General features: G+C 72.7%; 17 protein-coding genes, 1 pseudogene and 1 riboswitch. Of the genes and pseudogenes, 8 read left to right on the top strand and 10 right to left on the bottom strand.

Features of this window, described 5'->3' with window-relative positions; all coding sequences use genetic code 11:
- Positions 1-62: 62 nt before the first annotated feature.
- The gene (locus tag ACZ44S_RS27095) at positions 63-290 is read left to right on the top strand and encodes a (2Fe-2S)-binding protein (RefSeq protein WP_125507033.1); all 228 of its coding nucleotides are present in this window, start codon (positions 63-65) and stop codon (positions 288-290) included.
- A gap of 21 nt (positions 291-311) precedes the next feature.
- On the opposite strand, the gene bfr is transcribed toward ACZ44S_RS27095, so the two are convergent.
- Entirely contained in the window at positions 312-818 is a 507-nt protein-coding gene (gene bfr, locus ACZ44S_RS27090) for a bacterioferritin (RefSeq protein WP_190162084.1), read from the bottom strand.
- A 183-nt stretch (positions 819-1,001) separates the two neighbouring features.
- Between bfr and ACZ44S_RS27085 the strand changes: the two genes are divergently transcribed.
- Positions 1,002-1,649 (top strand): sulfite oxidase-like oxidoreductase, encoded by a 648-nt coding sequence (locus ACZ44S_RS27085; protein ID WP_466933400.1) that lies wholly within the window; start codon positions 1,002-1,004, stop codon positions 1,647-1,649.
- A 12-nt stretch (positions 1,650-1,661) separates the two neighbouring features.
- Here ACZ44S_RS27085 and ACZ44S_RS27080 read toward each other — a convergent pair whose 3' ends face one another.
- The 5 genes from ACZ44S_RS27080 to thiO form a co-directional block, all read right to left on the bottom strand.
- Positions 1,662-2,540: a deoxyribonuclease IV gene (locus ACZ44S_RS27080; RefSeq protein ID WP_466933399.1), complete on the bottom strand. Its 879-nt coding sequence runs from the start codon at positions 2,538-2,540 to the stop codon at positions 1,662-1,664.
- Positions 2,541-2,587: 47 nt separating this feature from the next.
- Positions 2,588-4,522 carry a Stk1 family PASTA domain-containing Ser/Thr kinase gene (pknB, locus tag ACZ44S_RS27075; RefSeq protein WP_466933396.1) on the bottom strand — a complete coding sequence of 645 codons (1,935 nt, stop codon included), beginning with the start codon at positions 4,520-4,522 and terminating at the stop codon, positions 2,588-2,590.
- A 386-nt stretch (positions 4,523-4,908) separates the two neighbouring features.
- Positions 4,909-5,703: a thiazole synthase gene (locus ACZ44S_RS27070; protein ID WP_466933394.1), complete on the bottom strand. Its 795-nt coding sequence runs from the start codon at positions 5,701-5,703 to the stop codon at positions 4,909-4,911.
- A gap of 2 nt (positions 5,704-5,705) precedes the next feature.
- The gene (gene thiS, locus ACZ44S_RS27065) at positions 5,706-5,906 is read right to left on the bottom strand and encodes a sulfur carrier protein ThiS (RefSeq protein ID WP_466933392.1); all 201 of its coding nucleotides are present in this window, start codon (positions 5,904-5,906) and stop codon (positions 5,706-5,708) included.
- The gene (gene thiO, locus ACZ44S_RS27060; RefSeq protein WP_466933390.1) at positions 5,903-7,069 is read right to left on the bottom strand and encodes a glycine oxidase ThiO; all 1,167 of its coding nucleotides are present in this window, start codon (positions 7,067-7,069) and stop codon (positions 5,903-5,905) included. The genes thiS and thiO overlap by 4 nt, the downstream gene beginning before the upstream one ends.
- Positions 7,067-7,178: riboswitch (TPP riboswitch) on the bottom strand. Its footprint overlaps the gene before it by 3 nt.
- 50 nt (positions 7,179-7,228) lie before the next feature.
- On the opposite strand from thiO, the pseudogene ACZ44S_RS27055 reads away from it, so the two are divergent.
- The 6 genes and pseudogenes from ACZ44S_RS27055 to ACZ44S_RS27030 all read left to right on the top strand — a co-directional run.
- Positions 7,229-7,549 (top strand): annotated as a pseudogene (locus ACZ44S_RS27055) (avidin-fold protein); the annotation flags it as partial.
- A gap of 51 nt (positions 7,550-7,600) precedes the next feature.
- Positions 7,601-8,842 carry an NAD(P)/FAD-dependent oxidoreductase gene (locus ACZ44S_RS27050; protein ID WP_466933488.1) on the top strand — a complete coding sequence of 414 codons (1,242 nt, stop codon included), beginning with the start codon at positions 7,601-7,603 and terminating at the stop codon, positions 8,840-8,842.
- 89 nt (positions 8,843-8,931) lie between these two features.
- Entirely contained in the window at positions 8,932-9,297 is a 366-nt protein-coding gene (locus ACZ44S_RS27045) for an Rv2175c family DNA-binding protein (RefSeq protein ID WP_466933388.1), read from the top strand.
- Between the two features lie 225 nt (positions 9,298-9,522).
- Complete coding sequence (gene thiE / locus ACZ44S_RS27040) at positions 9,523-10,185, top strand: thiamine phosphate synthase (protein WP_466933386.1); 663 nt, start codon at positions 9,523-9,525, stop codon at positions 10,183-10,185.
- Between the two features lie 119 nt (positions 10,186-10,304).
- Entirely contained in the window at positions 10,305-11,228 is a 924-nt protein-coding gene (metF, locus tag ACZ44S_RS27035; RefSeq protein ID WP_190162073.1) for a methylenetetrahydrofolate reductase [NAD(P)H], read from the top strand.
- Between the two features lie 56 nt (positions 11,229-11,284).
- Positions 11,285-12,202, top strand: coding sequence for an SCO2102 family sporulation regulator (locus ACZ44S_RS27030; RefSeq protein WP_466933384.1), 918 nt, complete (start codon positions 11,285-11,287; stop codon positions 12,200-12,202).
- Positions 12,203-12,209: 7 nt separating this feature from the next.
- Here the strand turns inward: ACZ44S_RS27030 and ACZ44S_RS27025 are convergent, their stop codons facing one another.
- The 4 genes from ACZ44S_RS27025 to ACZ44S_RS27010 all read right to left on the bottom strand — a co-directional run bounded on the left by ACZ44S_RS27025 (position 12,210) and on the right by ACZ44S_RS27010 (position 17,601).
- Positions 12,210-13,706: a phytoene desaturase family protein gene (locus ACZ44S_RS27025; RefSeq protein ID WP_466933382.1), complete on the bottom strand. Its 1,497-nt coding sequence runs from the start codon at positions 13,704-13,706 to the stop codon at positions 12,210-12,212.
- A 418-nt stretch (positions 13,707-14,124) separates the two neighbouring features.
- Positions 14,125-14,754 carry a TetR/AcrR family transcriptional regulator gene (locus ACZ44S_RS27020; RefSeq protein WP_466933381.1) on the bottom strand — a complete coding sequence of 210 codons (630 nt, stop codon included), beginning with the start codon at positions 14,752-14,754 and terminating at the stop codon, positions 14,125-14,127.
- Between the two features lie 35 nt (positions 14,755-14,789).
- The gene (locus ACZ44S_RS27015) at positions 14,790-16,874 is read right to left on the bottom strand and encodes a YhgE/Pip family protein (RefSeq protein WP_466933379.1); all 2,085 of its coding nucleotides are present in this window, start codon (positions 16,872-16,874) and stop codon (positions 14,790-14,792) included.
- Complete coding sequence (locus tag ACZ44S_RS27010; RefSeq protein ID WP_466933377.1) at positions 16,846-17,601, bottom strand: ATP-binding cassette domain-containing protein; 756 nt, start codon at positions 17,599-17,601, stop codon at positions 16,846-16,848. Before ACZ44S_RS27010 ends, ACZ44S_RS27015 begins: the two co-directional genes overlap by 29 nt.
- Between the last annotated feature and the right edge of the window lie 103 nt (positions 17,602-17,704).

The following is a 17,704-nucleotide window of genomic DNA, read 5'->3' as shown; positions in this document are numbered from 1 at the left end:
TTAGCCTCACCGATCAGGGGTCGGTACGGCTCGACCCAGCACTTCGTCGGGAGGTGACCCGCGTGTTCGTCTGCAGTTGCTTCGGCGTGACCGAGGAACAGGTGAAGGGGCACGCGGAGGCCGGAGCGTGCACGCCCCGGCAGATCGCCTCCGCCTGCAAGGCCGGCACCGACTGCGGCGGCTGCGTACGGCGCATCCAGGCGCTGCTCGGCCGCGGCGCGTGCCCCCGTCGGCAACTGATCGACCAGGGCGAGCCGCCGCTCACCACGGAGCTTCCGGAAGCCGCCTGAGCGCGTCCCGGGGGCCGTCGGTCAGTGCGTCGTGCCCGGGCCCGAGGCGTCGGGCTGGGACTGCTCGATGACCGTCGACAGGTAGAGCGCCTCGCCCAGCTTCTCGATCAGTTCCAGCTGGGTGTCCAGATAGTCGATGTGGTGCTCCTCGTCGGCCAGGATCGCCTCGAAGACGTTGGCCGACGTGATGTCGCCCTTGTTGCGCATGACCTCCACGCCGCGGCGCAGCCGGTCGATCGCCTCCACCTCGATCTCCCGGTCGGCCTGGAACATCTCGGTGACGGTCTGCCCGACCCGGACGTGGAACAGCCGCTGGTAGTTCGGCAGGCCGTCGAGCAGCAGGATGCGGTCGGTGAGCAGCTCCGCGTGCCGCATCTCGTCGAAGGACTCGGCGCGCGTGTACTCGGCGAGTTTCGTCCAGCCCTTGTGGTCCTGCAGCTTCGAGTGCAGGAAGTACTGGTTGATCGCCGTGAGCTCGGCGGTCAGCTGCTCGTTGAGGAATTCGATGACCTCGGGGTCGCCCTGCATCGCATGGGCTCCTTCCGCGCGGGGAACTGGCAGGTTGGGCCGCATGATTGCACCGGCGAGGAAGATCGTCCAGTAAGTCTTGACTTAGTAAGTAAGTACATGCTTAGTCGTTTCTGTGTTTGATTGCCCGATTGTTCCTGGCCCGGTTCAGGGGCATCACCCCCGGTCTGTCAGGATGGAGACATGGGTCAGCCGGCGGAACGCGAATCGGGGGAGCGCGCATCAGAAGGAGCGGCGCGGTTCGAGCTCCCGCCGGGGCAGCGACTGCAGAAGGGCTGGCCGGTCACGCACTACGGGCCGGTCCCCAAGTTCCGGCCCGAGCGGTGGGAGTTCCGGGTCTTCGGCGCCACCGCCGACGGTGAGAAGCACTGCTGGAACCACGAGGAGTTCACGGCCCTGCCGTACGCCACCGTCGTGGCCGATCTGCACTGCGTCACCAAGTTCAGCATGGTCGGCGCCGAGTGGGGCGGCATCCCGGCACGCACCGTCGTCGACCTCGCCCCGCCCGCACCCGACGTCACCCATGTGATGGTGTGGGCGGAGTACGGATTCAGCTCCAACCTCCGGCTCGCCGACTTCATGTCCTCGCGTGCCCTCTTCGCCACCCACAAGGACGGCGAGCTGCTGACCGCCGAGCACGGCTTCCCGCTGCGGCTCATCGTCCCCCATCTGTACGCCTGGAAGGGCCCCAAATGGGTGCGCGGCGTGGAGTACATGACCACGGACCGGCGTGGCTTCTGGGAGGAACGCGGCTACCACAACCTCGGCGACCCCTGGAAGGAACAGCGCTACTCCTACCAGGAGGGACCCGGCGACGGCCCCGAGCTCTGACCGCCGGGCGCCTCAGGCGTCCCGGAGCTTCTTCAGCCGCTCCACGTCCGCCGCGTGTCCCTCCTTGCCGCCGGGCGTCTCGATGACCAGCGGTACGCCCTCGGTCGCCGGGTGCGTCATCAGCGCCCGGAACGGGTCCTCGCCGATGTGTCCGGCGCCGATGTTCGCGTGGCGGTCCTTGTGGGCGCCCACCACATCCATGGAGTCGTTGGCGTGGATCAGCTTCAGCCGCCCCTCGCCGACGGTCTCCACCAGCAGATCCAGCGTCTGACGCATTCCGTCCGGCCCGGTCAGATCGTGCCCGGCCGCGAAGACATGGCAGGTGTCCAGGCAGACCCCCAGCTTCGGATGGGCGTCCAGCGCCTCGAAGTACGGCCCGAAGTCCCAGGTCCGTGAGCACAGCGAGGAGCCCTGGCCCGCGGTCGACTCCAGCAGCAGGAACGGATCGTCGTCCTGGGTGAGCTCCTCGAGCAGCGGCAGCATCCGCTCCCGCACCTGCCTCAGCGCCACCGACCGCTCACGTCCGCCGGTCGCGCTGCCCGTGTGGACCACCACGCCCAGCGCGCCGATCTCCCGCCCGCGCCGCAGCGAGTGCCGCAGCGACTCCACGGACCGCTCCACGGTCGCCTCGGTGTGCGAACCGAAGTTGATCAGATACGGGGCGTGCACGTACGCCGGGATCGACTCGGCGGCGCAGGCCGCGCGGAACGCCTCGTCCTGCCTGGGGTTGCCGGCCGGGGTGGCCCAGCCGCGCGGATTGGCGACGAAGACCTGCACGGTCTCGGCGCGCAGCTCACGGGCGTAGGACAGGCCGACGGAATGCAGACCGCCGGCCACGGGCACATGGCCGCCGATCGGGTTGCGGACGCGGCCGGACGGGTGACTCTTCACCCGTCAAGGGTGTCATGCGCGGGCGCGTCCCCGGACGGCCCCTCCCGTCAGCGGATCTCGATGGTGATCGTCGAACCCTTGGGTGCGGTGTCGCCGCCGTCCACGGACTGACCCTTCACGGTGTCGCCGAACAGGCCGAGCAGCCCGCGGTCCTCGTCCACCTGGAACCCGGCGCCCTCCAGCTTCTCCTTGGCCTCGTCCACGCTGTCGCCGACCACGTCCGGCACCTCGACCATCTCGGGGCCCTTGGACAGCGTCAGCGTCACGGTGTCGCCCTCGGCGGCCCGGCTGCCGGAGCCCGGATTCTGCCGGGCCACCTCGCCCGCGTCGTACTCGGAGGTGACCCGCTCGCCGGCGATCTCCACCTTCAGGCCGGCCTCCTCCAGCTCGGCACGCGCGTCCTCCGGGTCGTCGCCGGTCACATCGGGCACGTCCACGGGGCTGCCCTTGCTCACGGTCAGCGCCACCGCGGAGCCCGCCCGGACCTCGGTGCCCTTGCCCGGCTCCGTGGAGATCACCGAGCCGGCCGGCACGGTCTCGCTGAACTCCCAGGTCGCCATACCCGGCTCCAGACCCTCGTCCTTCAGCAGCGACCGCGCCTTGTCCAGCGGATAGCCGTCCAGGTCCGGCACCCGCACGGTCTGCGGGCCCTTCGAGATCGTCAGCGACACCGAGTCGTTGCTGCGGATGCGGTCGCCGGCCTTCGGATCGGTGGCGACCACCTTGCCCCGCTCCACCGTGTCGCTGTACGTCTCCTTCACCTCGCCGATGTCCAGCCCGGCGTCCGCCAGCCGGTCCCGGGCCTCCTTCTCGGTCTTCGCCAGCAGCGGCGGGACCTTGGTGAACTGGCCGGAGTTGATGTACCACACGCCCGCGCCGAGCCCGAGCACCAGCAGCACGGCCACGACGATCGCCGTCGGGCCGCGCCGCAGCGCCGTGCGCCGCCTCGGCGGCAGCGGCGGCGGGGACCGGAACCGGCTGGTGTGGTGCACCCGGTCAGAGCCCTCGTCCTCGTTGACGGGCAGCGGGCGGGGCATCGTCAGCGCGCGCGGGATGACGCTCGTACGGTCGTCCGCGTTGTCATGGCCGTCGTGCTCCGACATCAGCGCCTGCGGCGGCACCGCGTCGAGCTGCTCGTCACCCAGCCGGCCGCGCGTGTCGCGGGCCTGCGCGAGCAGCGCCACCGCGTCGTGCGGGCGCACCTCGGGGTGGCGCGCGGTCGCCGAGGCGACCAGTTCGTCCAGCTCGTACGCCATACCCGGCACGGCGGCCGAGGGCGGCGGCACGTCGTCGTGGAGATGCTTGTAGAGCACGATCGCGGGGGAGTCGCCGTCGTGCGGCTTCTCGCCGGTCAGCATCTCGTACAGCAGGATCCCGCAGGCGTAGACGTCCACGCGCGGGTCGGCGGTGCCGTGCTCGATCTGCTCCGGGGCCAGGTACGAGACCGTGCCCAGCACGGTGCCCGTGGTGTTCGTCACCGAGTCCACCGCGCGGACCAGCCCGAAGTCGGCGACCTTGACCCGGCCGTCGTCCCCGATCAGCACGTTCTCCGGCTTCATGTCCCGGTGCACGAACCCGGCCCGGTGCGCGGCACCGAGCGCGGCCAGCACCGGCTCCAGGATGTCCAGGGCGGCCCGCGGCTGGAGCGCCCCGCGCTCGCGCAGCACGTCACGCAGGGTGCAGCCGGCGATGTACTCCATCGCCAGGTAGACGTACGCGCCGTCGGTGCCCTGGTCGAAGACCTGCACCACGTTCGGGTGGGCCAGGCGGGCCACCGACTTCGCCTCGCGGATGAAGCGCTCGACGAAGGAGGCGTCGGCGGCGAGCGAGGGGTGCATCACCTTGAGCGCGAGGATCCGGTCGAGGCGGGTGTCCACGGCCCGGTAGACCGTGGCCATCCCGCCGACCGCGATCCGCGCGTCGACGCGGTAGCGGCCGTCGAGCACCTGCCCGACCAGAGGGTCCTGAAGGGTCGTGTCCACGCAGCGAGTCTACGAGGCACGACGGACACTCCCGACCGGTTGATCCCCTGTTGAAGCGGACCTGTGACGTGTGTCGCGCCGCTGTCACTGTGGGCGCTCCGCGCCGCAGCTGCGGGCAGTCGTGCCTCCCCCAGTGCCTCAAGGGCCTGGGAGGTACCCCCAGGGCGATGGGGGTCCCCGCTCATGGGGGTACCTCCCGCTCGAGCGAAGTCGAGAGTGGGGGAGAAGCCGAGAGTGGGGGAGGGTGGGCGGTGGGGGTACCTCCCGCTCATGGGGGTCCCCCCGCCCGAGCGCAGCCGAGGGTGGGGGAGAAGCCGAGAGTGGGGGAGGCACCCTGCAGCGCCGGAAAGCGATCCCACCCCCGCCCGGCCACAGCTCCGGCACCGTCAGAACGCCGGCCGCTCCGGATCCAGCACCGCCAAGCCCTCCGCGGGAGACGACGCCGTCGCGAACCACCGCCGCGGAATCCGCCCCGCCAGCCGCGCGAGCCGCCCTGCCTCCACCGCCCCCCGCATGGCGGCGGCCATCACCACCGGCTCCTGCGCCCGCGTCACGGCCGACGCCAGCATCACCCCCGCACACCCCAGCTCCATCGCCAGCGCCACGTCGGACGCCGTCCCCGCCCCCGCGTCGAGGATCACCGGCACCCCCGCCCGCTCCACGATCAGCTCGAAGTTGTGCGGGTTGCGGATCCCCAGTCCGGACCCGATCGGCGACCCCAACGGCATGACCGCCGCGCACCCGGCGTCCTCCAGCTTCCGCGCCAGCACCGGATCGTCGTTCGTGTACGGCAGCACGGTGAACCCGTCGTCGACCAGCGTCTCCGCCGCGTCCAGCAGCTCCACCGGGTCCGGCAGCAGGGTCCGCTCGTCCGCGATCACCTCCAGCTTGACCAGGTCCGTGCCGAGCGCCTCCCGCGCGAGCCGCGCCGTCAGCACGGCCTCCCCGGCGGTGAAGCACCCCGCGGTGTTGGGCAGCACCCGGATCCCGAGCTTCTCCAGCACCGACAGCACGGACCCCTGCACCGAGGGGTCGACCCGCCGCATCGCGACGGTCGTCAGCTCCGTACCGGACGCCACCAGCGCCCGCTCCAGCACGTCGAGGCTCGGCGCCCCTCCCGTGCCCATGATCAGACGGGACGTGAAGGACGTACCGCCGAGGACGAACGGATCGTCGGCCATGGTCAGCCTCCTTGGACGGCGGTGAGGACCTCCACCCGGTCCCCCTCCGCGAGGGGGGTGGTGGGCCACTGCGCGCGGGGGACGACGGTTTCGTTGAGGGCGGCGGCCACACCCGAGGGCGCCGCGGTGAGCGTGGTGACCACGGTGTCCAGGGCCGTGCCGGGCTCGATCCGCCGGCGCTCCCCGTTGACGGAGATGTTCATGCGGGCTGCTCCGTGAGGACGGCGGCGCCGAAGCGCCGGGGGGTGAAGGGACGTGCCTCCTCCGGCAGTTCACCGGTGGTGAGGACATCCGCGATGGCGTCGCCGGTGACCGGCGTCAGCAGCACACCGTTGCGGTAGTGGCCGGTTGCCAGCACGAGCCCCTCGAGCTCCGTCGGACCGAGCAGCGGCGCGTTGTCGGGGGACCCGGGGCGCAGTCCGGCCCGGGTGTCGACGAGCGGCAGTTCGGTGATCCCGGGAACCAGCTCATGGGCGTCGCGCAGCAGTGTGTACACGCCGCCCGCGGTCACCGTGGTGTCCCAGCCCAGCTCCTCGCTCGTCGCGCCGATCACCAGCTCGCCGTTCTCCCGCGGCACGAGGTAGACATGGCTGCCGCGCACGACAGCCCGCACGGTCCGGCTCAGGAAAGGGCCGTGGCGTTCGGGCATCGTCAGCCGCAGCACCTGCCCCTTCACGGGGCGCACGGGCGGCAGCACGTCCTCCGGGACGCCCGTGAGCCGTCCGCTGAGGCTGCCGGCGGCGAGGACCACCTGGCCGGCACCCAGCCCGACGCCGTCGGCGGTGACGACCCCCGTCGCGCGGTCACCCGCGACGACGAGCCGCTCGGCCCACGCGCGGTGCACGGTCACGCCGGCCCGCTCACAGGCGGTGACGAGGGCGGCCGCCAGCCGGCGTGGATCGATCTGGTGGTCGCCGTCCACCCGCAGCCCGCCGCGCACCCCCGGCGCGAGCATCGGCTCCAGGCGCCGGCACTCGCGCCCGGACAGCCACTGCGCGTCCAGGCCCGAGCGCTGCTGGAGCGCGTGCAGTTCCCGCAGATGGGCGCGGTCGTCGGCGTCCAGGGCCACCGCGAGGGTGCCGCACCTGCGGTAGCCGAGGTCGTGGCCGGTGAGTTCGGTCAGCTCGGCCGCGAAATCGGGATAGCGCCGCGCGGAGGCGAGGTTCAGACCGAGCAGGGTCTCCTCGCCGTAGTGCAGTTCCGTGACGGCGGCCAGCATCCCGGCGGCCACCCGGGCGGCGCCGCCGCCCGGCTCGGGGTCCACGACGGTCGTGGCGAGACCGCGCTGTGCGGCCCGCCAGGCGGTGACCAGTCCGATGATTCCGCCCCCGACGACGAGGACGTCTGAGGTACGCGTGGGCGACATGGGCGTCCAGCCCCTCCCTTCGCCGGCATGACCCGGATCAGGTTCGTACGGTCGGAGGCCGCCAGCCTCCCTCTCAGCCCGGTGCGTCCGGGCTCCCGCGAGTGCTTTACGTTGGCCACCCTAGCCCTCGGGACAACGCGCTTGTAAGGGAGCCTCCGCGTGGCACGATCGCTCGACGGACTCGTCCTCGCCCCCGTGGCCGACCAGGCGCCGGGCCAGGTCGGCACCCGCACCCGGTTCGTCTACCACGAGCGGGACGGCGAGATCTGGGCCGACTACGCGGGCGGCGACGTCGTGCGCGGGCACCTGGTCGGCACCCGCGCGGGGGACCGGCTCGACTTCCGTTACGTGCAGCTCAAGCGGGACGGATCCACATCCTCGGGGCACTGTGTGTCGACCGTCGTGGAGCTGCCCGACGGGCGGGTGCGGCTGGAGGAGACCTGGGAGTGGGAGTCGCAGCCGGGCAGCGGGACGAGTGTGGTGGAGGAGCTCGAACCCGTCGATGCCGGGCCGGGTGTCCAAGGTGACCGGGTGAGCGAGCAGACGCAGGAACCGGGACGTTCCCAGCCGCGGCGTGTCGTGGTGGCGGGGGCGGGCATGGCCGGTGTGCAGACGGCGGCAGCCCTGCGGGAGCAGGGCTTCACCGGCACCGTGACCCTGATCGGCGCGGAGCCCCACCAGCCCTACGACCGGCCGCCGTTGTCCAAGGCGGTCCTGCTCGGCACGGCCGAGAGTTCCGCCTTCGACGTGGACTTCGAGGAACTCGGCGTCGAACTGCGCCTCGGCTGCGAGGTGCTGGGTCTGCGTCCCGCGGACCACGAGCTGGACACGGAAGCCGGGCCCGTCCCCTACGACGTCCTGGTGATCGCCACCGGCGCGGAACCGGTCCGGCTGCCGGGCACCGACGGCGTCCCCGGTGTGCATCTGCTGCGCACCCTGGACGACGCCGAACGCCTGCGGCCGGTGCTCGCGCGGCAGCACGACATCGTGGTGGTCGGCGCCGGCTGGATCGGCGCGGAGTTCGCCACGGCGGCCCGCGGGGCGGGCTGCGCGGTCACCGTCGTGGAGGCCGAGGAACGGCCGCTGGCCGGGGTGCTGCCCGCCGAGGTGGCCGCCCCCATGACCGCCTGGTACGCCGAGGCGGGCGTCACCCTGCGCACCCGCGCGCGCGTGGAGCGCGTCGAGCCCGGTGAGGTCGTCCTGGACGACGGGACGCGGCTGCCCGCGGGTGCGGTGGTCGTCGGCATCGGGGCCCGGCCCGCCACGGCCTGGCTGGCGGGCTCCGGGGTCGAGCTCGGCGCCCGGGGCGAGGTCGTGGCCGACCGCGCTCTGCTGACCTCGGTGCCGGACGTGTACGCGGTCGGCGACTGCGCGTCCTTCCCGTCCGGCCGCTACGGCGAGCGCCTGCTGGTCCACCACTGGGACAACGCCCTGCAGGGGCCCCGCACGGTCGCCGCGAACATCCTCGGCGTACCCGCCGGCCGGGCCCCGGCGGTGTACGACCCGGTGCCGTACTTCTGGTCCGAGCAGTTCGGGCGCTTCGTCCAGTACGCGGGCCACCACGCGGACGCCGACCGGACCGTGTGGCGTGGCGACCCGGCTGAGCCGGCGTGGAGCGTGTGCTGGCTGCGCGGCTCCCGCCTGGTCGCGCTGCTCGCGGTGGGGCGGCCCCGGGACCTGGCACAGGGGCGCCGGCTCATCGAGGCGGGGACGGCCATGGACGCGGAGCTGATCGCCGACCCCGGCCGGCCCCTGAAGTCGGCGACGGCGTGAACCGTGGGCGTACGTCGCGTGGCCGACGCGTCCGCCCGGGTGGCGGGGGCTGACTTCCGACTGTCAGTGGCAGGTGGCAGGCTTGTCCCGTGACCGAGATTGACGCAAAGATCGATGCTCTCGTCCCCGCCTGGCTCACTCTCCCCGACATCGCCGAACGGTTCGGCGTCGAGGTGACGCGCGTCCGGCAGCTGGTCAAGGAGGGCCAGCTCATCGCCGTACGCCGAGGTGAGAACCGCGCGCTGCACGTTCCCGCCGCCTTCATCGACGGGGACAAGGTGGTCAAGGGCCTGAGCGGCACCCTGACGCTCCTGCGGGACGACGGCTTCACGGTCGAGGAAATGCTGGAGTGGCTCTTCACCCCCGACCCGACCCTGCCGGGCACGCCCGCGCAGGCGCTCGGCGAGAACCGCGGTACGGAGGTGAAGCGCCGGGCCCAGGCGCTCGCGGTCTGACCCGCACCCGACCGACAGACGACCGGACAGCAGCCCCGTCGGCCGGGGCACGCGCCCCGGCCGACGGGCGCCCCTGCCCGCGCGGGTGGGCGTGCCGCGGCCGGCCGGGGCGGCATAGGGTCCGTTGCGGTGTGCGCTCCCTCGCCCCTGGCGGGCGGGTGCGCCCCGACGACGCACCGGGTCCCGCCCGGTCGTGCCACACCGACATCCCGGGGGGACACCCGTATGACCGACACCGTCCGAGACCGGCTCGCCGACGCCCGGGTCTATCTCTGCACCGACGCCCGCAAGCGGCAGGGGGACCTCCCGGAGTTCCTGGACGCGGTCCTGGCGGGCGGGGTCGACATCGTGCAGCTGCGGGACAAGGGCATGGAGGCCGGTGAGGAGCTGGAGCATCTGGCGGTCCTCGCCGACGCCTGCGCCCGCCACGGCAAGCTGCTCGCGGTCAACGACCGCGCGGACGTCGCCCACGCCGCAGGCGCCGACGTTCTCCACCTCGGCCAGGGCGACCTGCCCGTTCCCGCCGCGCGGGCCCTCCTCGGCCCGGACCTCCTGATCGGCCGCTCGACCCACGCCGAGTCCGAGGCCGCCGCGGCCGCCGTCCAGCCCGGCGTGGACTACTTCTGCACCGGCCCCTGCTGGCCCACCCCCACCAAGCCGGGCCGGCACGCCCCCGGCCTCGGCCTGGTCCGCCACACCGCCGCCCTCGGCACCGACCGCCCCTGGTTCGCCATCGGCGGCATCGACCTCGGCAACCTCGACCAGGTGCTGGAGGCCGGAGCCCGACGGGTCGTCGTGGTGCGTGCCCTCACCGAGGCGGACGACCCGGGTGCCGCGGCCGCCGCCTTCGCCGAGCGCCTGCGGGAAGTCGCCCCGGACGTGGGATGACGCCCCGCCGGACCCCCGGTCGTCTCAAGTTCGTCCACACTGTGGACAGCAAGTCGGCAAATCGGACAAAATCCCTGCTTCTGGTTGGGGGACCGCCGCCCCCTGGCTAACCTGCCGGTATGGCCCTCGGAACCGCATCCACCAGGACTGATCGCGCCCGCACCGTGCGCGACATGCTCGCCGCCGGAAAGACGACGTACTCGTTCGAGTTCTGGGCCCCCAAGACGGAGAAGGGCGAGCGCAACCTCTGGAACGCGCTCCGCAGGGTCGAGGCCGTCGCCCCCAGCTTCGTCTCCGTCACCTACGGCGCGGGCGGTTCCACCCGCGCCGGCACGGTCAAGGCGACCGAGCAGATCGCCGCCGACACCACCCTCACCCCGGTCGCCCACCTCACGGCCGTCGACCACTCCATCGCCGAGCTGCGCAACATCATCGGCCAGTACGCCGACGCCGGGATCCGCAACATGCTCGCCGTGCGCGGGGACCCGCCCGGCGACCCCATGGGCGACTGGGTGCCGCACCCGCAGGGCCTTACCTATGCCGCCGAACTCGTCCAGCTCATCAAGGAGTCGGGCGACTTCTGCGTCGGCGTCGCCGCCTTCCCGGAGATGCACCCGCGCTCGGCGGACTGGGACACCGACGTCGCCCACTTCGTCGACAAGTGCCGGGCCGGCGCCGACTACGCGATCACGCAGATGTTCTTCCAGCCCGAGTCCTACCTGCGCCTGCGTGACCGAGTACACGCGGCGGGCTGCGAAACCCCCGTGATCCCCGAGGTCATGCCGGTGACCAGCGTGAAGATGCTGGAACGGTTGCCAAAGCTCAGTAATGCCTCGTTCCCCGACGCCCTCAAAGAGCGCATCCTCACAGCGAAGGACGATCCGGCGGCGGTACGCTCCATCGGTATCGACTTCGCCACGGAGTTCTGCGCGCGGTTGCTGGCCGAGGGAGTGCCGGGACTGCATTTCATCACGCTGAACAACTCCACGGCGACGCTGGAAATCTACGAGAACCTGGGCCTGCACCACCCACCGCGGGCCTAGACCGGTCGCACGGACATACGACACACTGCGTAGCGACCACTGGGAGAGGGGCGTACATGGGCTGGACGGTCCTCTACATCGCGTTCGGCATCGTCGCGCTGTGGTTGCTCGGCGAGGTGCTGCTGCAGTACAAGGCGCGCCTGCGCTGGCGGCTGCTCGCCTTCGCGGGCTTCCTCGGCGTCGTGCTCGGTGTGCTGATCCCCTCCGTGATCGTCATCGGTCTCGGCGCCGCGGCCTTCGCCGTCGGCCAGACCTACGTCACGCTGTCGTTCCGCCGCGGCTTCCAGGCGGGCTGGGCGGTCAACGCGCCGCTGCTGGCCGGCGCCAAGGGGCGTCGCGGCGACCCCGGGCGCCAGGAGCCCACCCTGGAGGTCTCCGACCTGGAGACGTCCCACGGCGGCCACGGCGACGACGAGGGCCACGACCGCGCCGCCTACGGCCCGGACGACGACTACGAGCGCGACGACGTGTTCACCCCCGCCCGGCCGACGGCGGCCGAGACCACGTCCGTCTACGAGCCGCAGCCCATGCCCGACGACACCGGCTCCTACGGCGTCTACGGCGACCAGGGGTACGCGGCCCCGTCCCAGGACCAGTACGCGGCGGCCGCCCAGGGCGCCGACCAGAACTACGCCTACGACTACTCCGGCTACGGCCAGCAGCAGGGCTACGACACCACGGGCCAGCAGTACGCCGCCTACTCCGACCCGTACATCGGCAACACGACCTACGGCGGCACGTCGTACGACACCGGGTACACCGACCAGCAGCAGTACGGCCAGCAGGGCTACACCCAGGACCCGTACGCCGCGGGCTACGGAGGCGAGACCCCGGCCGGCGGCCTGTGGGTCCCGCAGCAGCGCAGCACCGACGACCCGTACGGCGGTGAACTGCCCCCGGAGCAGCAGCAGTACCCGTACCAGGGCGACGGACAGACCCACGGCAACGGGTACGACGAGCAGTACCGTTTCTGACGGGCGCTCACTGCGACCCGCGGAACTCCGGCCCCTCCACGATCAGCCCGGCGACCAGCGCCCCCGACATCCCGGCGTGCGGCAGCCCGCCGCCCGGATGGGACCACCCGCCGACCGTGAACAGCCCCGGCAGCCGGGTGCTGTTGGACGGCTGGAGCAGCCGCCCGCCCGCGGCGGCCAGCGCCGGCACCGGCACGGCACCGCCTTCCGCGCCCGTCTCTCCGGCGATGTCGGCCGGGGTGCGCACCTCGTGCCGCAGCAGGCGGTCACGCAGCCCGGGTATCGCCCGCCCGGCGGCGGTGATCAGCGTCTCGGCATGGGCCTCCAAAGCGCCCCCGGCGCCCACGGGCACCACCGCCGTGACCGTCGCCGCCTCGTGGCCGGCGTCCGGGACCAGCGCCGGATCGTCCGGTCTGTGGACCGTCACCGTGGGGTGCGCGGGCAGTCCGCCCGACGCACCGGACAGCGACTCCAGTTCCGCCCCGCGGTCCTCCGCGTGCACCACCGTGCGGTGCGGTGTGCCCTCCGGGCGCCCGCCCCGCAGCGCCAGCAGCACCGTCACGCGGCTCGCCGGCCCGCGCCGGCCGGGAACCTCGCCGTCACCGCGCACCCGCGTCCCTGGGACCAGCCGGTCCAGAACCTCGGGCGCCACCCCGGCGACCACGAGGTCCGCCCCCGCCACCGTGCCGTCGGCGAGCTCCAGCCCCGCCGCCCTGCCGTCCTTCTCCAGCACCCCGGTGACCTCTGTGCCGAAGCGGAACTCCACCCGGCGGGCCAGACACCGCTCGTACACAGCCCGCGCCAGCTCCCGCATACCGCCCCGGACGTACCAGGTGCCGAACGCGTGCTCCATGTAGGGCAGCACGGCCGCGCTCGCCGGGGCCTCCCGGGGGTCGAGACCGTGCGCGAGCGCGTAACTCTCCAGGAGGGCGGTCAGCCGGGGATCGCGCAGCTCCCACGCCCCCACCTCGGCCAGCGTGCCCGCCGTGCGCGTGCGCAGCAGCCTCTTGTGCGGGACCGCCGGATACGGCTCGCGCTCGGCCAGGACCTGCCAGTTGGGCCACAGCGGCTCCTCCAGCAGCGGCCGGCGCGCACGGTCCCAGGCCTCCCGGGCCCGCACCAGGAAGTCGCCCCAGCGCCGGGCGGCGGCCGGGCCGAGGCTCTCCTCCAGGGCGGAGACGACGCCCGCGCGGGAGGCATTGGGCAGCGACACACGCGTACCGTCCGCGAACACGTGGTGCGACGACGGATCCACCTGGACGAGCTCGACGCACGCCTCCAGCGGCTCCTTGCCCGTCTTCACGAACAGATCGCGGTACACCGCGGGCAGCGGGAGCAGCCCCGGCCCGGTGTCGAAGGAGAACCCGTCCCACTCCACCCGGCGCAGGGCGCCGCCGTACGTCTCCGTCCGCTCGTGCACCACCACCCGGTGGCCCGCGACGGCCAGCCGGGCGGCGGCCGCCATCGCGCCCATCCCGGCGCCGATCACCGCAATCCGTGCCATGTCAGGGACTTTATCCGCCCGCACCGACAGTCCGTCCCCGAGTACCCGCGCGCCCGCCGGGGTGACCACCCGGCGACAGGGAGGGGTGGGCGCGGGTGCGCAGGAGTGAGTACCCGTACCTAGCCGCGCAGTTGAGTACGGGCGCGGATGGGGGTCGCCCCGCGGGAACGAGAGAGTGGAGACCACGGAGAGGGGCACGTCTCCGGAACCGGCGACACGGGGCGCCGGAACGGGGACGGGCCCGCGATCCGCTCCTTCCGCCGGCGCCGTCGGCGGGAGCGAGGCACGGGGGAATCCGGGGGACGACCGCAACGGGGGTCCACGGGGGACGTACGGGGGAGCAAGGAAGGCGCCGGTCCGGCCGGTGGCCCGCGGGGGACGCGGCCACCACGGGCCGGCGCTTTCGTGTGCCGGGGGCTCAGCGGCGGCCGCTGACCCGCCCCTGCAGCAGCCGGGACAGCGCCGCGTGCACGTCGTCCAGCGACCGCTCCGGCTGGAAGGACTGCCAGTCCAGCGCGGCCACCAGCACCATGCCCACCAGCGCGGCGGCCGTCAGCGGGACGTCGATCTCCTCGCTGAACTCGCCGTTCGCCACGCCCTCGCGCAGTACCTCCTCGACCACCGCCACGGCCTGCTGGCGCACCACCATCAGCGTGGACTGCCAGGCCCGGTTGGTGCGCCACAGCTCGGCCACGTACAGCTGGGTGAAGGCCGGGTAGCGGTCGATGAAGACCAGCCCCGCGCGGATCATCGCGTCCAGGGCGTCGACCCTGCTGCCGCCCTTGGCGGCGGTCGTCTCGGCCGCGTCCCGCAGCGAGGCGGTCAGCAGACCGACCCCGTGCCGCAGCAGCTCCTCGAAGAGGACCGACTTGCTCGCGAAGTTGTAGTAGACCGTGCCCTTCGCGACTCCCGCCCGTTCGGCGATCTCGTCCACGGTGGTGGCCGAGAAGCCCTGCTCGGCGATGAGGGTGACGGCCGCCTCGTAGAGCTTCTGCCGGGTGGCCTCGCGGCGGGCACTGCCGCCCGGCGTGGTGCTGCTGCTTTCCATGGCCCTGATTCTCACAGGAGCCCCGGCGCGCCCGTTCACAGGCTCAGCTCCGGGTGCAGCCGGGAAGGCGTCCACACCTGACGGCGGCGGGCCGACAGCGCGGTCAGCGCCACGGCGCCCGCGGTGAAGGCCGTCAGTACGGCGCAGGCCTGCCACACCGGTCCGAGGCCGCCGCCCGTGATGAGCCGCCGGAGCGCCTCGACGACGTGGGTCATCGGCAGGAAGGGGTGCAGCGCGTTGAAGAACGGCGGGCTCGTCTGAACGGGGTACGTGCCGCCCGCGGAGGTCAGCTGGAGCATCAGCAGCGCGAGAACGAGGATCCGGCCGGCCGCGCCGAAGCGCGCGTTCAGCCACTGCACGAGCGCCGCGAAACACGCCGCCACCAGGAACAGGAAGCCCACCGTCCCGGCCGCCCGGGCCATCTGCAGCCCGAGCGCCCAGTGCAGCACCGACATCAGCGCCAGCGTCTGCAGCACCCCGATCGCCACCACGGGCAGCCAGCCCGCGAGCGCGATCCGCCACGCCGAGGCGCCCGCCGCGAGGGCACGCCGGTTCATCGGCGCGATCAGCATGTACGCCACCATCGCGCCCACCCACAGCGACAGCGGGATGAAGTACGGGGCGAATCCGGTGCCGTAGTTGGGCGCCTTGTGCGGATCGCTCGAGACCAGCCGCACCGGGTCGGCCATCACCTCGGTGCGCAGGTCGCGGTCCTGCTTGTCGTAGTCGGGGATCTTCCCGGCGCCGTCGTGCAGGCCGCCGGCGAGGTCACCGGAGCCGTCGACGAGCTTGTACAGACCGCCCTTGAGATCGTCGGCGCCCGTCTTCAGCTCGCCGACGCCCTTGTCGAGGTCCCGGGCGCCGGTCTCGGCGGTGCCGAGCCCCTTGTTCAGCTTCTTCGCGCCCGCGGCGACCTTGCCGGCGCCCGTGTTGAGCTTGTTGATCCGGGTCACGGCATCCTCGAGGTCCTCGGAGAGGTGCGGGGCGCGGCCGGCGAGCGTCCGGGCCTGCTTCTCCAGGGTGGCGAGCCGGCCGTCGAGCTTCTTCAGGTCGTCGCGGTGGTCGGTGACCAGGGCACTGACGTCGTCGGCGACGGTCGCCGCCGCGGCCACCGCGTCCTTGGCCTTCTTCAGGTCCGCGCAGGCGGCGTCGGGCACGGCGGCATCCTCGCAGCGCGTCTTGTGGACGCCGTCCACGGTGGCGGACGCCGCGCGGGCGTCCTTCGCGGCGGCCGGTGCCCCTTCCTCGAGCGCGTCGAGATCGTCGCGGAGGTCGCCGGCCGAGTCGGCGACGAACCGCGCGGTCTCCCCGATGGCCTTCTCGTTGTCCTTCAGGAAGGGACCCGCTTCGGCGTCGACCGCGTTCACCTTCTCGGCGAGCCTCCGCGTCCCGTCCGCGACCTTCTTGGAACCGTCCTCCAGGTCGCCGGCGCCGTTGTGGAGGTCCTTGAGGCCCTTGGACAGCTTGCCGCTGCCCTTGCGGGCGTCCGACAGGCCGTCGGCGAGGTCCTTGGAGCCCTTCTCCGCCTTCCCGATGCCGCCGTTCAGCTTGTCGGCGCCCTTCGCCGCCTTCACGGTCTCGCCGTGGATGTCGGAGAACGAGACGAAGATCCGGTCGAGGAAGGACCGCGACGTCTTCGTGGACGCCGCCCGGCGCACCTCGCCGAAGACCGTCCGGGAAATCTGTCCGACGATGTAGTTGTTGGCGTCGTTCGTCCGCACCCGCAGCGCTCCGGTCTCGGGGGAGTCGCCCGAACTGGAGGCGATACGGCGGCTGAAGTCGGCCGGCAGGGTCAGCGACAGGTAGTAGGTGCCGTCCTCGACGCCTCGCCGGGCCTCCTCGGCGCTCACCTCCCGCCAGTCGAAGGTGCCGCTGTCGCGCAGCCCGTCGGCGATGTCGTCGCCCGCGGTGATGCGTTCGCCGTCGCCGGTCGCCCCCTCGTCGTCGTTCACCAGCGCCACCGGGATCCGGTCCAGACGGTCGTACGGATCCCAGAACGACCACAGGTACAGGGCGCCGTACAGCAGCGGCAGCACCAGCAGGGCGACCAGCGCCGCGCGGGGCAGCGTGCCCCGGCCGAAGCGCCGGAGCTCAAGAGCGGCCAGTTTCGGCGAGCGCATCGGCCGCCGCCTCCTTCTCCTCGTCGTGCCGGGCGGCTCCGGTGCGGACGGTCACCGCGTCGCCCGGTGCCTCGCTGCACACGGCCAGCACGGTGGTGCCGGTTTCGGTGACGGACCTCAGCAGGGCCCAGATCTCGTCCCGTTCGGCGGGGGAGAGCTTCAGGTCGGTGTCGTCCACACCGAGCAGTCCGGGGCGGCCCAGCAGCGCCAGCGCGAGCGACAGCCGCAGCGCCTCCACCCGCTCCAGGTCCCGTACGGCCGTCCGCGGGCCCTTGGGCAGGGTCGCGAGGTCGAGCCCGGCGGTGGTCAGCGCGGTGTCGAGCCGCCGCTTCTCCTCCCGCGTGCGCTCTCCGCGCCGCAGCGGGGCGAGCGGGAACGGGCCCCCGAAGCGCCGTTGCAGCAGCGCCTGTTCACGCAGGTGCTCCCCGACGGTGAGCGCCGGGTCGAGATCGGTCACGCCGGTGACGTGGGCGAGGGCGCTGCGGCGGCGGACGGCGGCCATGCGCCTGGGCAGTTCGAGCCCGCCGACCGCGGCCGCGCCCTCCGTGGGCCGCATCCGCCCGGTGAGCGCGAGCAGCAGGCAGGTGCGGCCCGAACCGGACGGCCCCTCCACCGCGATCAGCGAGCCGGGTCCCGCGTCGGCCGAGACCCCGCGGAACACCCAGCCGCGTGGTCCCTCGAGGCCGAAGCCGTCGGCCGTGACGGCAAGTCCGGGCGGACCGTCCACCAGCGCCCCCTTGTTCCCCTTTTTGAACTGACTGGTCAGTGCAAAAACTAGCTCGAACTGTCGGTCGAAGCAAAAGCGCAGGTCAGAACGGATTGTCAGTGGC

The organism is Streptomyces malachitofuscus, from assembly GCF_055571035.1.
The sequence above is the reverse complement of the archived record's forward strand: the minus strand, read 5'-3'. Positions and strand labels throughout refer to the sequence as shown.

Coding starts and splice junctions, on each gene's coding strand:
- bfr (WP_190162084.1), bottom strand. CDS start 818: ATGCAGGGCGACCCCGAGGTCATCGAATTCCTCAACGAGCAGCTGACC.
- ACZ44S_RS27085 (WP_466933400.1), top strand. CDS start 1,002: ATGGGTCAGCCGGCGGAACGCGAATCGGGGGAGCGCGCATCAGAAGGA.
- ACZ44S_RS27070 (WP_466933394.1), bottom strand. CDS start 5,703: ATGGCCGACGATCCGTTCGTCCTCGGCGGTACGTCCTTCACGTCCCGT.
- thiS (WP_466933392.1), bottom strand. CDS start 5,906: ATGAACATCTCCGTCAACGGGGAGCGCCGGCGGATCGAGCCCGGCACG.
- thiO (WP_466933390.1), bottom strand. CDS start 7,069: ATGTCGCCCACGCGTACCTCAGACGTCCTCGTCGTCGGGGGCGGAATC.
- thiE (WP_466933386.1), top strand. CDS start 9,523: ATGACCGACACCGTCCGAGACCGGCTCGCCGACGCCCGGGTCTATCTC.
- metF (WP_190162073.1), top strand. CDS start 10,305: ATGGCCCTCGGAACCGCATCCACCAGGACTGATCGCGCCCGCACCGTG.
- ACZ44S_RS27030 (WP_466933384.1), top strand. CDS start 11,285: ATGGGCTGGACGGTCCTCTACATCGCGTTCGGCATCGTCGCGCTGTGG.
- ACZ44S_RS27025 (WP_466933382.1), bottom strand. CDS start 13,706: ATGGCACGGATTGCGGTGATCGGCGCCGGGATGGGCGCGATGGCGGCC.
- ACZ44S_RS27020 (WP_466933381.1), bottom strand. CDS start 14,754: ATGGAAAGCAGCAGCACCACGCCGGGCGGCAGTGCCCGCCGCGAGGCC.
- ACZ44S_RS27015 (WP_466933379.1), bottom strand. CDS start 16,874: ATGCGCTCGCCGAAACTGGCCGCTCTTGAGCTCCGGCGCTTCGGCCGG.